We start from the raw sequence: 13763 nt of genomic DNA, 5'->3' as shown, positions 1-13763 counted from the left end.
TACTAGTAAAAAAAATAGTAACATTTGGAGGGATACGATGAAATTCCAATTTGGTTTCGATGGAGTGAAAAATACGGTTCTAGAACCACTGAAGATTCAACATACAGATGCTGATACCCCTTTTCTTCTCTCAAAGCATTTACACACCATCTTTAGCAAACTACCAACCTATCAACCTATCGTTGTCATATGTGTAGGAACCGATCGTTCTACTGGAGATTCCTTAGGACCACTAGTTGGCTCTCATTTGAATCGAACAACCAACCTCCGCAACCTCCATCTTTTCGGCACTTTAGATGAGCCTGTCCATGCCATGAATTTAGCTGAAACCGTGGATAAAGTCCATAACCAGTTTCAAAACCCCTTCATCGTTGCCATCGATGCTTGCCTTGGTCAAGTATCTAGCGTCGGTTGCATTCAAGTTGCAGATGGACCTCTTAAACCGGGCGCTGGTGTTAATAAAGATTTGCCCCCAGTTGGTGACATCCATGTTACCGGAATTGTAAATGTCGGTGGATTTATGGAGTATTTCGTCCTTCAGAACACGCGGCTTAGCTTAGTCATGAATATGGCCAATATCATTGGTGATGCTCTTCATTCTGCTTTGCGCCGCACACAATCTTATACCCCTAATGCTACGGCTGCTTTAAAGTTTGATTAATCGCTTCTTTTTCTTCAGGGCTTAGCGTATAGCTTGATTGTGCATTCTGAATTGGCTTAGCATACAAATACATCTGCTCGCGACTATGTATACCCGTCAGAATGACCCCATCTTGATAATCATCCAATATAGCAATAGTAAAGCTTAAATCACTTCCACCTTCATTGAAGGCATTATAGCGATGGATCGCGATTTTTGACTTCGTCTTCATCAATGCTTTTTGAATTGTTTCAACCCTGGCTGAAGTCGCTATTGATTCGGCCTTTTGCTCATTTAATCCTTTTTGCATATCAATAATGAGCTGTTCCATATTCTCTGCTTGTGACCCGTTCATCATTTGTGAATATTGTTTACGCAAGGAAGCTAATTTAATGGATACAATTAATATGAAAATAAATAGCACAACGATTAATGCGAAACAAGTTAATACAATGACCCCAGCATCAAGGCCAAACAGTTCCCCCATGATTTATCCCTCTTTCTACTTCGCATACTGCGTTTGAATCTCTTTTACAGCATCAATCAAGGCTTCGACTTCATGATCCGTTGTGAAATAACCAATACTCGCTCTTACTGCACCTTTAGCTAAAGTTCCCGCAGCTTCATGGGCAAGTGGTGTACAATGATAGCCTGAACGAACGGCTATCTGAAAGGATTGATCCAGGATAAAGGCCACTTCCGATGAATCCGCATCGTTGATATTAAAGGAAACAATTCCTGTTTTATTTTGTCCAAGCGTTGGCCCAAGAACCGTGACTCCTTCAATTCCCAGCAAACCTTCCATCAGGAGTTGAGTTTGGCGCCACTCTTTCTCATGAATCTTTTCTACAGTTTCAGCCCAGACAAATTTCACACCTTCATTTAGTCCCGCAATTCCAACTGTATTTTGCGTCCCAGCTTCATAACGATCTGGTCGCACGGTGGGTTGGTGTATGGCCTCCGATTGACTCCCTGTGCCTCCGTGTAATAGTGGCTCTAAATCAAGGTCCGGATGAATGTATAAACCACCTGTTCCCTGAGGCCCCAAGAGCCCCTTGTGGCCCGGAAATGCCAGCATATCAATATTCATACTCACTACATCAATAGGCAGTATACCGGCACTCTGAGCCGCGTCTACGAGCAGCCTAACGCCTTGATTACGGCAGATGTCTCCCATTTCACCTACTGGCATAATTGTCCCCAACAGATTTGAACTATGATTGACAACGACCAGTGTTGTATTGGGTTGAAATGCTTTCTTCAATTCATCTAATCGAATATTACCTTGTTCATCGCTAGGAATATACGTAAGTTCAACCTGAGCCGAGGCCTTCAAATATTCAAGAGGTCTACGCACGGAGTTATGCTCGATATTGGTGCATATTACGTGGTCTCCAGCTTTTACGAAGCCTTTGATCGCTTGATTCAGTGCATGGGTTGTATTTAGTGCAAACGATATATCATTAGGATTTCTAATCCCGAATAAACGCGCCGTATTTTTCCGTGTCTCAAATAATACTCTACTGGCTTTCACTGCCATCTGATGACTGCCTCTGCCTGGATTTGCTGCGAACTCCTGCATACATTGCATCATGGCATCCATAACAGCAGGTGGTTTTGGCCATGAAGATGCCGCTTGATCAAAATACATAACACCCGTCATTTTGTCACCTCTCTCACATGGATATACGGTTCAACCCGTCCTTAAAGTCGAGCTGGTTTGTAAGGTTGGTACGAAGCACGTTAAGTTGTAAACTTACTCATCAACTCATAAATATAGCATACCTTAGTTTGATCTTTCAGTTCGAAAGAAAACCATCGGTATGCTATCTAATTTTAAGAAATTTTACCTTGAAGTAATTCTAGTAGACGGTTTAAATCGTCTTTGGAATAGTAGAGAAGTTCAATCTTACCTTTATCCTGCTGATTTTTAATTTTCACCGTCGTGCGGTAAATATCTCTCAACTGATCTTCAGCTTGATTAATGTATGGATCTCTATTCTTTTCTTTTTGCTTACTTCTTTCTTTTTCTTGCCCTGGTGTCTCTTCCAACGTTTTCACAGCTTCTTCAAGCTCACGTACACTCCATTGTTTACTAATGGTTGTTTCTGCGAGTTCTTTTTTCACCTTATCGTCCTTCACACCCACAATAGCTCTAGCATGTCCCATTGATAATGTTCCACGTGAAACATATTGTTTAATGGAATCAGGCAGTTGCAGCAATCTCAGAAAGTTAGCAATATGCGATCTACTCTTTCCAACCTTTGCAGAAAGCTCTTCTTGCGTGAGAGAAAACTGATCAATGATACCTTGATAAGCAAAAGCAATTTCCATCGCATTGAGATCTTCACGCTGTACATTTTCAATCAAAGCGATTTCCATTACTTGCTGATCCGAGAAGTTTCTTTCAACAGCCGGTATCGTCGGCATCCCTGATACTTGAGAAGCACGGAATCTCCGCTCACCAGCGATAATCTCAAAACCTTTAAGAACTTTACGAACGATGATCGGTTGAATAACACCGTGTTCTTTGATTGAATCAGCTAATTCTCTAATGCTATCTTCATTGAAATTTTTTCTAGGTTGATAAGGGTTTGCTCTCAATTGAGATAATGGAATTTGGATAACTTTATCACTATCATCGATATGTAAAGAAGTAATTAAAGCATCCAATCCCTTACCTAAACCTTTAGAAAGGCCTTTGGTCATACAGAGATCACTTCCTTCGCAAGCTCTAAATACACTTCCGCGCCTTTTGATCTAGGATCATACGTAATAATGGATTGTCCATGACTGGGTGCTTCACTTAAGCGAACATTTCTTGGAATAATCGTTTGGTATACTTTCGTTTGGAAGTATTTCTTAACTTCTTCAATAACCTGTATACCAAGGTTAGTTCTTGCATCGAACATAGTCAACAAAACGCCTTCAATTTGAAGCCCTGTATTGAGATGCTTTTGAACTAAACGAACTGTATTGAGCAGCTGGCTTAATCCTTCAAGCGCGTAGTATTCACATTGAATTGGGATAATGACAGAATCGGCAGCAGTTAATGAGTTAATGGTTAGAAGGCCTAGTGACGGAGGACAATCAATAAGGATGTAATCATATAAATGTTTCACTAACTGGAGGGATTTCTTTAATCGTACTTCCCTTGAAATCGTCGGAACAAGTTCTATTTCAGCTCCTGCTAACTGAATCGTTGCAGGTACTATTTTGAGATTTGGAACGTTGGTTTCAACCGTTGCATCTTTGGGGTGAACATCATTAATTAGTACATCATAGATACAATTAACAACATCCGCTTTGTTTACACCGATGCCACTTGTTGTGTTGCCTTGTGGGTCGATGTCAACGAGAAGCACCCTTTTCCCTAATGATGCTAGGGAAGCACCTAAATTCACAGAAGTTGTCGTCTTACCGACGCCACCCTTCTGATTTGTTATTGCAATTATTTTAGACAAAACCATTTCACCTCAATCGCTTATGTTCCAAATGCCATACTAAAGCAGTATTACTATCTTAACATATCTATGGGCGAGTTACCTTATCAATATTTGATAGTTTATGTCCATAAGATGCAAAAAAAACGGCTTGCGCCGTTTAAGGTAGCAATAAATGCCTTATTATCGTTTAGGAATCTTAATTATAATTTCGTAATGATCATCATGATCTTGCTCAGACGTATTAATATTTAAACCAGAACTCGAAACCATTTCAACGGATTGACGAATTGTATTTAAAGCTAACCGAACATCTTTCGAAAAAGAGACGCGTCGAGATTTCTTGATTTTAGTTGCTTCCTTCAAGAAATTAATTTTTATTTCTGTTTGCTTTACATTCAACTCTTTGGCGATGATTTCTTCAAGCACTTTAACTTGCAGTTCTTCTTGATCAAGCGCCAACAATGCTCTGGCATGACGTTCCGTAATTTTACGTTCCATTAATGCCATCTTAACAGGTTCGCTTAAATGTAATAACCGGATTTTATTTGCAATCGTCGATTGGCTTTTACCGAGACGCTGCGCTAAGCTTTCCTGCGTTAAATCATGCATCTCTATTAATTGTTGGTAAGCAGCAGCCTCTTCTATTGAGGTAAGTCCTTCGCGCTGAAGATTTTCAATAAGAGCAATAGATGCTGCTTGAGAATCATTGAAATCACGTACAATCGCAGGGATTGTATCGAGACCCAACTTTTTAACAGCCCTTAAACGTCGTTCACCGGCAATTAACTCGAACGCGTTGTTTTTAACTCTGACAACGATGGGCTGAATGATGCCATGAGTTCGAATTGTTTGCATGAGTTCATCAATTCGATCATCATCAAACAACAACCTTGGCTGATAGGGACTTGGAATAATACTATTAACCGATATGTTCTTGACCTCGTCAGTCGTTGATCGATCTGATAGGCCAAATAGCTTTGAAATTTGTTCTTTCATAGGAAAACTTACCACCAACTCTTCCCGTAGTTTAAGCGACCAAAATGATCCAAAGATAGACGACCTCTTCGTCCTACACAAGGATAAACGACACCTTCGTCCTTAACGGACGAATGCGTTTGTCAAGGTTGATGCGAAGCAAAAATATATACTTATACTTATACTTTCTTTTCAACGAACGAAAACATTTTGCCAATATTACGTCGAAGTATACAAGTGCAATCTCTTAAAATTGCTTATCTATTGGGTTAAATTCACTCTATTATTAATTCAACATAGAGTCCCTATTTCCTTCTATTTGATACTCGAATCCATGTAAATGTTTCACGTGGAACAAATTCACAATTTGACTAAAGGCTCTTTCAGTGGGATACCTGCTTTTCTAGGATACTTAGCGGGAGTCGATGCTAGTTTATGAATCTCTACAAAATGCCGGATCGATCCCTCAATCGGTAGCTGCATACGATTCACCTTGACTACCTTCCCTCTTAACTCTGCTAAACTGAATGAAGCCTCACTTAGTTCCTCATCAATCTCTGAACCTTTCATTGCAATGAACGTTCCACCCTTCTTAACAAAAGGAAGACAAAATTCATTTAAAACCTGCAATCGTGCAACAGCTCTAGCTGTAACCAAATCAAATTGATCCCGATACTTAGGTAATCTAGCAATGTCTTCTGCTCTACCATGAACACATTCGGTATCCGTAAGCCCAAGTTGCGTAACTAACTCTCTTAAAAACAAGATGCGTTTATTCAAAGAATCAACGATCGTAATTTTAAGATGTGGAAAAGCAATTTTCAAAGGAATACTCGGAAATCCAGCTCCAGAGCCAATATCAGCAACGGATGATACTTGTCCTATATGATAATTAAAAGAAACAGAAAGAGAATCATAGAAATGTTTCAAGTAAACCTGATCTCTCTCTGTAATACCCGTTAAATTCATTTTCTCGTTCCACTCAACAAGAGTCTTGTAATACAACTCAAATTGATCAAGCTGTAATGTAGAAAGAGTAATTTGTTGTTTTTCTAATAATTGAACAAATTGTTGTTGAATATCATCCATGAATTAACCTCTAGCCGCAATGACTCTGTTGTAGTGTTCCAAATAAACAAGCAGGATTGAAATATCCGAAGGTGTAACGCCACCGATACGAGATGCTTGACCAATAGATATCGGTCGAATTTTAGCTAACTTCTGCTTAGCTTCCGTCGCAATTCCGTGTATTTCGCTATACTCGATGTCATCAGGAATCTTCTTCTTTTCCATCTTGCGCAAACGTTCAACTTGATTGCTTTGTTTTTCGATGTAACCAGCATATTTCACTTGAATCCCTACTTGTTCTTTCATTTCATCGTCAAGCTCAAGTGGAGAAGGAGTCATTTGTTCAATATGCTTATATTCAATCTCAGGACGACGAAGTAACGAAATAGCTGGTACAGAATTGTTCAACTGCACACTTTCCAGACTTTCTAGTAATTCCTGCACATGAGGTTCTGGTTTCACCTTAACGTTAGTCAGACGTTCAATTTCTTGATCAATCAAAGCCTTCTTATTTAAAAATGCTGCGAATCGTTCGTCTGAAATTAGCCCAATTTCGTGACCAATTGGTGTTAGTCTTAGATCAGCATTATCATGACGAAGAAGCAAACGATACTCTGCGCGAGATGTTAATAAACGATAAGGTTCATTCGTACCCTTCGTTACAAGATCATCAATTAAAACGCCGATATACCCTTCCGATCTATCCAGAACGATAGCTTCTTTCTCTTGAACTTTACGAGCCGCATTAATCCCAGCCATAACCCCTTGACCAGCAGCTTCCTCGTATCCCGATGTTCCATTAATTTGTCCAGCAGTGAATAATCCACTTACCAATTTCGTCTCCAAAGAAGGTTTCAACTGAGTAGGAACTACCGCATCATATTCAATGGCATAACCGGTACGCATCATTTCCACTTTCTCTAAACCAGGGATTGAACGCAGTATGCCCAATTGTACATCTTCCGGCATGCTTGTTGATAACCCTTGAACATAATATTCCGAAGTATTACGTCCCTCTGGCTCTAGAAAGATTTGATGCTTAGGTTTATCAGCGAATCGAACTATTTTATCCTCAATGGATGGGCAATACCTTGGACCTGTTCCTTCAATAGCCCCCGAGAACATCGGAGCACGATGTAAATTAGAATTAATAATGTTGTGCGTTTCCTCAGACGTGTACGTTAACCAACATGGCAGCTGCTCATTACCACCAATCTCAGCTTTTGTCTCAAATGAGAAAAATTTAGGTTCATCATCACCCGGTTGAATTTCCGTTTTACTAAAATCAATTGTATCCTTGTGAACGCGCGGCGGTGTCCCTGTTTTGAACCGAACAAGATCAAAACCGAGTTTACGCAAGGATTCCGATAATTTAACAGAAGGCTGCTGATTATTTGGTCCGCTCTCATACATCAGTTCGCCCATAATAACTTTCCCTCTTAAATAAGTCCCCGTCGTTAATACAATTGCTTTAGAGTAATATTCAGCGCCTGTTTTAGTGATAACGCCCTTACATACGCCACCTTCAACAATGAGCTCTTCGGCCATACCTTGACGTAACGTCAAGTTTGGAGTCGCTTCAATTGTTTCTTTCATTTTATGTTGATACGCAAATTTGTCCGCTTGTGCGCGCAGCGCATGTACCGCGGGGCCTTTCCCTGTATTCAACATCCGCATTTGAATAAACGTTTTGTCGATGTTACGACCCATTTCGCCACCAAGCGCGTCAATTTCACGAACAACGTGGCCCTTCGCAGGACCACCAATAGATGGATTGCAAGGCATGAATGCGACCATGTCTAAATTAATCGTTAATAAAAGCGTATTACAACCCATGCGTGCTGAGGCCAGTGCAGATTCACAACCTGCGTGTCCGGCGCCGATGACAATAACATCATAATCACCTGCATGATATCCCATAATAAACGTCCCTCCCTCTTTTATGAAAACGCAAATGCTGTCGTTTTCATTTTCCTAAGCAAAATTGTGTAAATATTTGATCGATCAATGATTCTCCGACTGAATCGCCAATAATCTCTCCAAGCTGCTCCCAAGTTGCTCGAATATCAATTTGTATCATATCAATAGGAACATATTGTTCATTAGCATCAAGTGCATCTTGTAACGAGCGTTTAGCTTGCTTCAACAGCGAAATATGACGAACATTACTAACATACGTCAAATCGCTTGATTCTAGTTTACCCTCAAAGAAAATTGCCGCGATCGCTTTTTCCAAATCTTCAATACCTTTATTCTCAATCAGTGATAACTCAACAATACGTTCCTGTGGAAAATAACTTAGTACTTGTTCGACATTCAGCTTTCTAGCTAAATCCGTCTTATTCAAAATAACAATCGTTTGCTTATCAGCTAATTGTTTCATCAGCGCAATTTCGTCGAATTCAAGCTCTTCATTACTGTTGAGCACTAACAAAATAAGATCTGCTTCAGCTAAAGCAGTCTTCGAACGCTCAACTCCGATTTGTTCGACAAGATCTGACGTTTCCCTAATGCCCGCAGTATCCAGCAGCTTTAAAGGAATACCGCCAATATTCACGAATTCCTCAATAACATCCCTTGTTGTACCTGGAATATCCGTAACAATTGCACGATTCTCCTGCGCTAATTCGTTGAGAAGCGATGATTTACCGACATTCGGCTTACCTACAATGGCCGTTTCAATACCTTCTCGCAATATCTTCCCTTGCTCCGCGGTTATCAAAAGACGGTCAATTTCAAGCATTACCGTATCACACTTGCTCTTTATGAAAGTGTTCGTCATTTCTTCTACGTCATGCTCCGGATAATCAATATTCACTTCCACGTGAGCCATCAATTCCACTAATACATGCCGTAAATGCTTGATTTGCTTTGACAAATTTCCTTCAACTTGCTTCAAAGCTACCTTGAAAGCCCTATCCGATTTGGCCCGGATTAAATCGATCACCGCTTCAGCCTGAGTCAGATCAATCCGACCATTCAAGAATGCTCGCTTCGTGAACTCACCGGGTTCAGCTAACCGAACTCCCTGCTGCAGCAATAGATCAAGCACTTTCTTCACAGAGACAATGCCCCCGTGACAACTGACCTCCACGACATCTTCCATCGTAAATGAACGTGGAGCTTTCATTAACGTAACTAGAACCTCCTCTACCTTTTGGGCAGAAGCAGGTTCTATTATGAATCCATAATGTACCGTATGCGTCTCAGCAACAGATAATTTCGTTTTAGAGCGAAAAATACGTTCCACGAGTGGAACAGCTTCGTCTCCGCTCACACGAATAACCGCTATCCCACCCTCACCAAGCGGTGTAGAAATAGCAGCAATCGTATCATTTAACATAATATTTACACCTCGAATTTACCTCATCTTAAAGAAAAAGCAATGACATGATCAAAGTCATTGCGGTAGCTTTATTTGACAGCGATAACCACCCTACGGTTCGGTTCTTCGCCTTTACTGTATGTTTTTACAACTGGATGTCCCTGTAACTCAGCATGAATAATCTTTCGTTCCTGAGAATTCATGGGTTCAAGAATCACTTCTTTTTTGGACTTAATTACACGATTGGCGAGCCTAACTGCGAGCTCCTCCAATGTCTTCTTACGTCTATCCCTGAAATTTTCCGCATCTAGGATAATACGAAAATGAGAATTCGCATACCGGTTTGCAACGATATTCACCAAATACTGCAAAGCATCCAGTGTTTGTCCTCTTTTACCGATCAGAATACCTAATTCAGAGCCACTCATATTCAAAATGTAGCCTTCACGATCTTTACGCGTATCTATGGTGATGGAAATCTGCATCGCTGCGAACATATCTTGTAAGAAAGCAATGGCTTCCTCAAGTGGATCTGGAATCAATTCAAGCTCTACTTTAGCTTCTTTGGTACCAATAAATCCGAACCACCCTCGAGAGGGTTGCTCCAAAATATGAATGTTTACACGATCCTCGGAAACTTGCCATTGAGATAAACCGGATTTAACCGCTAGCTCAATAGTCTTTCCAGTCACCACAATTTTTTTCATTTGGACAGGCCACCCTTATTTTTTTGCCCCGACTTTTGCGATGCAGGAGAACCATAAATAAAGTAAGACTGAATGATTGTGAAAATGTTACCGTAAATCCAGTAAAGCGGAAGAGCAGCTGCGAAATTCATGGACATCACGAAAATCATAACTGGGAAAATATATAATAAGCTTTTCATTTGTTGATTCATTTGGGAAGACATAAACATTTGTTGAACGAAAGTTGTTGCCGCGGCAATCAGTGGAAGAATGTACAGGTGATCCGGTTGTCCAAGATTCATCCATAGGAAAGTATGTTCACGGATGTGATCATTACGCATAATCGCTTGATAAAGAGCAATTAGAATTGGCATTTGAACAATGATTGGGAAACATCCTGCTAATGGATTCACACCATTTTGCTGAAACAGCTTCATGGTTTCTTCCTGCTGTTTCTTCGCATCATCTTTATACTTTTCTTTGAGCTTCTTCATCTCTGGCTGTAGATCCTGCATCCGTTTGGAACTTTTGTACTGCTTAAGTGTAAGCGGCAAAATAATTAAACGAATGATCAAGGTAACGACCAAGATGGATAATCCGTATTGACCCCATAAATGATCAGCGAACCAGTCCAGCGTTCTGGAAAGCGGGTACACAAAATATTTAACAAAAAAACCTGCGGTATTCGGATCAATAGGTGCCATAGCTGCACTTGACGGACTACATCCGGACAGTAATAAGATCAACGCAGAGAGTGAAGCTAGCATATAAATTCGACGAGTCAAAATGAGATCCTCCTAAATATCTTTTCCATCATAAACTATAACACATCTTCAGCCCGCAAGGAAATATTACGTTACTTTTTAATGACATCATTTCTTTTTAATAAAGAAGCCTTGCGAATCACATGCCAGATACTTTTCTCCATCTCGGCATAGTCCATTTCAACCACTGGTTTTCTAGCCAATAAGATGTAGTCATAGTGTGGCGTCATATTCTCTTTTTTCAAACGGATAATTTCCTTCATCATTCGTCTGAGCCGGTTTCGAACGACAGCATTGCCTACCTTTTTACTCACAGACACGCCAAGACGAAACTGTTCCAATTTAGGTTGGGGCAAATAATATAGAACGAATTGATGATTGGCCATCGACTTCCCATACCGATATACCTTATTGAAGTCTTCTCTTTTAGCTAATCTATATACTTTTTCCACAATTATGTACGCTCCAGACAAATGACTCCGTGATTAAGTTAAGTTCAATACAATATTAGTTAGCTTATATAGTTTTAACAGAATTATCCCCATATAAACCAATCCCTCAAAATGCAAAAAAAAAAGCCCCTTCCGGAGCCTCATTTTTACGCGCTAAGAATTTTTCTTCCTTTAAGACGACGAGCTTGCAGAACTTTACGACCGTTCTTCGTGCTCATTCTTTTACGGAAACCATGATTCTTCTTACGCTTTCTCGTATTCGGGTTAAACGTCGGACCCATCTATAGCACCTCCCTACCTGAGGATATCCATCCTACAAAATTTCTACTACTCATTAAATCATTTCCACAGCAGAAAGTCAACCTACCTGAGTGTACAGGTGAAGAAGACATTTCCTCAGTAAAAAATAAAAAAAGAATAACCTGTGTATAAAATTTTACTCCCCAACAGAGAAGCTTGTCGAAAATTAACATAATATCAACAATATCTTGTGTTGTGAACAAAATCTATGCACAACTTGTTGTAAATGTGGATAATATCAAACAATCCGTTGATTAACAAGTAATCTTTTGATAAGATGATAATGTTTCTGTTGTGGATAGACACCACTAACCCTCCGACTTATCAACAACCTGTGGATAACATTGTGAACAATTTTCCCTCTACAAGAATAAGTCATTTCAACCGATCCTTAATAATGTGGATAAAATCGACAAAAATCGTCCTTTCTTGACCGCATCAGACATATAAGGTTCTTTTCGTTGTTAACCGAGTAAGCTATATACAGATTTCGATTAAGCCATCGTGTAAAGTGAATTGCTTATTTTCGAGATTTAACAATAAAGCTTTATAAACCGAACATATCTTTACTGGCCTTTATGCCACATGTTTGATTTCAAAGGAGTGAATTACTGTGGAAGGCCATTCTACGGACTTATGGCAGCAAATTTTAACGATTATTCAAACTAAGCTCAGTAAACCAAGCTTCGACACTTGGCTTAAATCAACCAAAGCGACAGTATTCAATGATTCAACTGTCGTTATTTGTGCGCCCAACAATTTTGCCCAGGAATGGCTCGAAAGCCGTTATACCAAGCTTATTGAAGGAACCATTTATGACTTTACGGGTAAACAAGTTTCTGTGAAATTTATCATTGAAACGGAAGATCAGAAATCTCAGTCTACAGCGGTTCAGCCAGCTGTTTTCCCACCTAAAGGTCCTGCGATTGTTACAGGTGAAGAAAATTTCACCAATATGATGAATGCTAGGTATACCTTTGATACGTTCGTTATCGGATCCGGCAATCGATTCGCTCATGCTGCATCCTTGGCTGTTGCCGAGGCACCAGCTAAAGCTTATAATCCCCTCTTTCTTTATGGAGGAGTTGGTTTAGGTAAGACCCATTTAATGCATGCCATTGGCCATTATGTGTTAGAACATAACCCTGGGGCACGTGTTTTATATATTTCATCAGAAAAGTTTACGAATGAATTTATTAATGCGGTTCGTGATAACCGCGGTGAAGGATTTCGTAATAAATATAGAACGATCGATGTACTTTTGATTGATGATATTCAATTCCTCGCTGGTAAAGAAGGTACGCAGGAGGAGTTTTTCCATACATTTAACGCGCTTCATGAAGAAGGCAAACAAATTATTATCTCTAGTGACCGGCCGCCCAAAGAAATTCCAACCCTGGAAGATCGGTTACGCTCTAGATTTGAGTGGGGATTAATTACAGATATTCAGCCCCCTGATTTGGAAACACGCATCGCCATTCTCCGCAAGAAAGCGAAAGCAGAGAATCTGGAGATTCCGAATGAAGCGATGATCTATATCGCGAACCAAATCGATACGAATATTCGTGAGCTTGAAGGTGCTTTGATTCGAGTTGTTGCGTACTCATCCCTTATTAATCAGGATATTAGTGTGCATCTAACAGCCGAAGCATTGAAAGATATTATTCCATCGAATCGACCACGGGTAATCACGATACAGGATATTCAGCAGCGGGTTGGAGAATTCTATGGTTTAAAGCTAGAGGATTTCAAAGCCCGTAAACGAACAAAAGCCGTCGCATTCCCTAGACAGGTCGCGATGTACCTGGCACGTGAGCTGACGGACTTCTCTTTGCCGAAAATCGGAGATAATTTTGGTGGCCGTGACCATACAACGGTTATCCATGCCCATGATAAAATATCACAACAATTAAAAGTAGATCAGGATCTTTACAAGATCGTTCATAATCTGACAGAACGCATCAAGAACCCCTCTTGATAACATTTAATTTTGGGTAAGCCTATGCACAATCTATTCACATGTGGATAGGCTTGATTTATATAAGGTTCATCCACATATCCACATATCCAGAGCCCCTACTGCTATTACTAATAAAGAATGTTATTA

At 40.1% G+C, this 13763-nt stretch carries 14 protein-coding genes; 2 read left to right on the top strand and 12 right to left on the bottom strand.

Going from position 1 to position 13763, the window contains the following annotated elements; translation table 11 throughout:
• Positions 1-37: 37 nt before the first annotated feature.
• Positions 38-661: a spore protease YyaC gene (yyaC, locus tag QFZ77_RS04865; protein WP_307436859.1), complete on the top strand. Its 624-nt coding sequence runs from the start codon at positions 38-40 to the stop codon at positions 659-661.
• On the opposite strand, the gene QFZ77_RS04860 is transcribed toward yyaC, so the two are convergent.
• The 12 genes from QFZ77_RS04860 to rpmH all read right to left on the bottom strand — a co-directional run bounded on the left by QFZ77_RS04860 (position 636) and on the right by rpmH (position 11637).
• A complete protein-coding gene (locus QFZ77_RS04860; RefSeq protein WP_307436857.1) occupies positions 636-1127 on the bottom strand; it encodes a DUF4446 family protein in 492 nt (163 codons plus the stop codon). The two genes, yyaC and QFZ77_RS04860, sit on opposite strands and share 26 nt — an antisense overlap.
• Before the next feature lie 15 nt (positions 1128-1142).
• On the bottom strand, positions 1143-2303 hold the full coding sequence (locus tag QFZ77_RS04855; protein WP_307436855.1) for an aminotransferase class V-fold PLP-dependent enzyme: 1161 nt from the start codon (positions 2301-2303) through the stop codon (positions 1143-1145).
• Positions 2304-2476: 173 nt separating this feature from the next.
• A complete protein-coding gene (locus tag QFZ77_RS04850; RefSeq protein WP_307436852.1) occupies positions 2477-3349 on the bottom strand; it encodes a ParB/RepB/Spo0J family partition protein in 873 nt (290 codons plus the stop codon).
• Positions 3346-4104 (bottom strand): ParA family protein, encoded by a 759-nt coding sequence (locus QFZ77_RS04845; RefSeq protein WP_047684031.1) that lies wholly within the window; start codon positions 4102-4104, stop codon positions 3346-3348. The genes QFZ77_RS04850 and QFZ77_RS04845 overlap by 4 nt, the downstream gene beginning before the upstream one ends.
• A 162-nt stretch (positions 4105-4266) precedes the next feature.
• A complete protein-coding gene (gene noc / locus QFZ77_RS04840) occupies positions 4267-5082 on the bottom strand; it encodes a nucleoid occlusion protein (protein ID WP_307436847.1) in 816 nt (271 codons plus the stop codon).
• Positions 5083-5421: 339 nt separating this feature from the next.
• Positions 5422-6150: a 16S rRNA (guanine(527)-N(7))-methyltransferase RsmG gene (rsmG, locus tag QFZ77_RS04835; RefSeq protein ID WP_307436845.1), complete on the bottom strand. Its 729-nt coding sequence runs from the start codon at positions 6148-6150 to the stop codon at positions 5422-5424.
• Between the two features lie 3 nt (positions 6151-6153).
• Positions 6154-8049, bottom strand: a complete 1896-nt coding sequence (mnmG, locus tag QFZ77_RS04830) for a tRNA uridine-5-carboxymethylaminomethyl(34) synthesis enzyme MnmG (RefSeq protein ID WP_307436841.1) — start codon at positions 8047-8049, stop codon at positions 6154-6156.
• A gap of 46 nt (positions 8050-8095) precedes the next feature.
• The gene (gene mnmE / locus QFZ77_RS04825) at positions 8096-9472 is read right to left on the bottom strand and encodes a tRNA uridine-5-carboxymethylaminomethyl(34) synthesis GTPase MnmE (protein ID WP_307436838.1); all 1377 of its coding nucleotides are present in this window, start codon (positions 9470-9472) and stop codon (positions 8096-8098) included.
• 71 nt (positions 9473-9543) lie between these two features.
• On the bottom strand, positions 9544-10161 hold the full coding sequence (jag, locus tag QFZ77_RS04820; protein ID WP_171690525.1) for an RNA-binding cell elongation regulator Jag/EloR: 618 nt from the start codon (positions 10159-10161) through the stop codon (positions 9544-9546).
• On the bottom strand, positions 10158-10925 hold the full coding sequence (gene yidC, locus QFZ77_RS04815) for a membrane protein insertase YidC (RefSeq protein ID WP_373462563.1): 768 nt from the start codon (positions 10923-10925) through the stop codon (positions 10158-10160). Before yidC ends, jag begins: the two co-directional genes overlap by 4 nt.
• A 71-nt stretch (positions 10926-10996) precedes the next feature.
• Positions 10997-11356, bottom strand: coding sequence for a ribonuclease P protein component (rnpA, locus tag QFZ77_RS04810; RefSeq protein ID WP_307436834.1), 360 nt, complete (start codon positions 11354-11356; stop codon positions 10997-10999).
• 146 nt (positions 11357-11502) lie between these two features.
• Complete coding sequence (rpmH, locus tag QFZ77_RS04805; protein ID WP_029196162.1) at positions 11503-11637, bottom strand: 50S ribosomal protein L34; 135 nt, start codon at positions 11635-11637, stop codon at positions 11503-11505.
• 632 nt (positions 11638-12269) lie between these two features.
• Here rpmH and dnaA point away from each other — a divergent pair.
• The gene (dnaA, locus tag QFZ77_RS04800) at positions 12270-13634 is read left to right on the top strand and encodes a chromosomal replication initiator protein DnaA (protein WP_307436824.1); all 1365 of its coding nucleotides are present in this window, start codon (positions 12270-12272) and stop codon (positions 13632-13634) included.
• Positions 13635-13763: the final 129 nt, after the last annotated feature.

This window comes from Paenibacillus sp. V4I3, from assembly GCF_030817215.1.
Lineage (GTDB): Bacteria > Bacillota > Bacilli > Paenibacillales > NBRC-103111 > Paenibacillus_E.
This window is presented reverse-complemented; position numbering and strand designations above follow the sequence as displayed.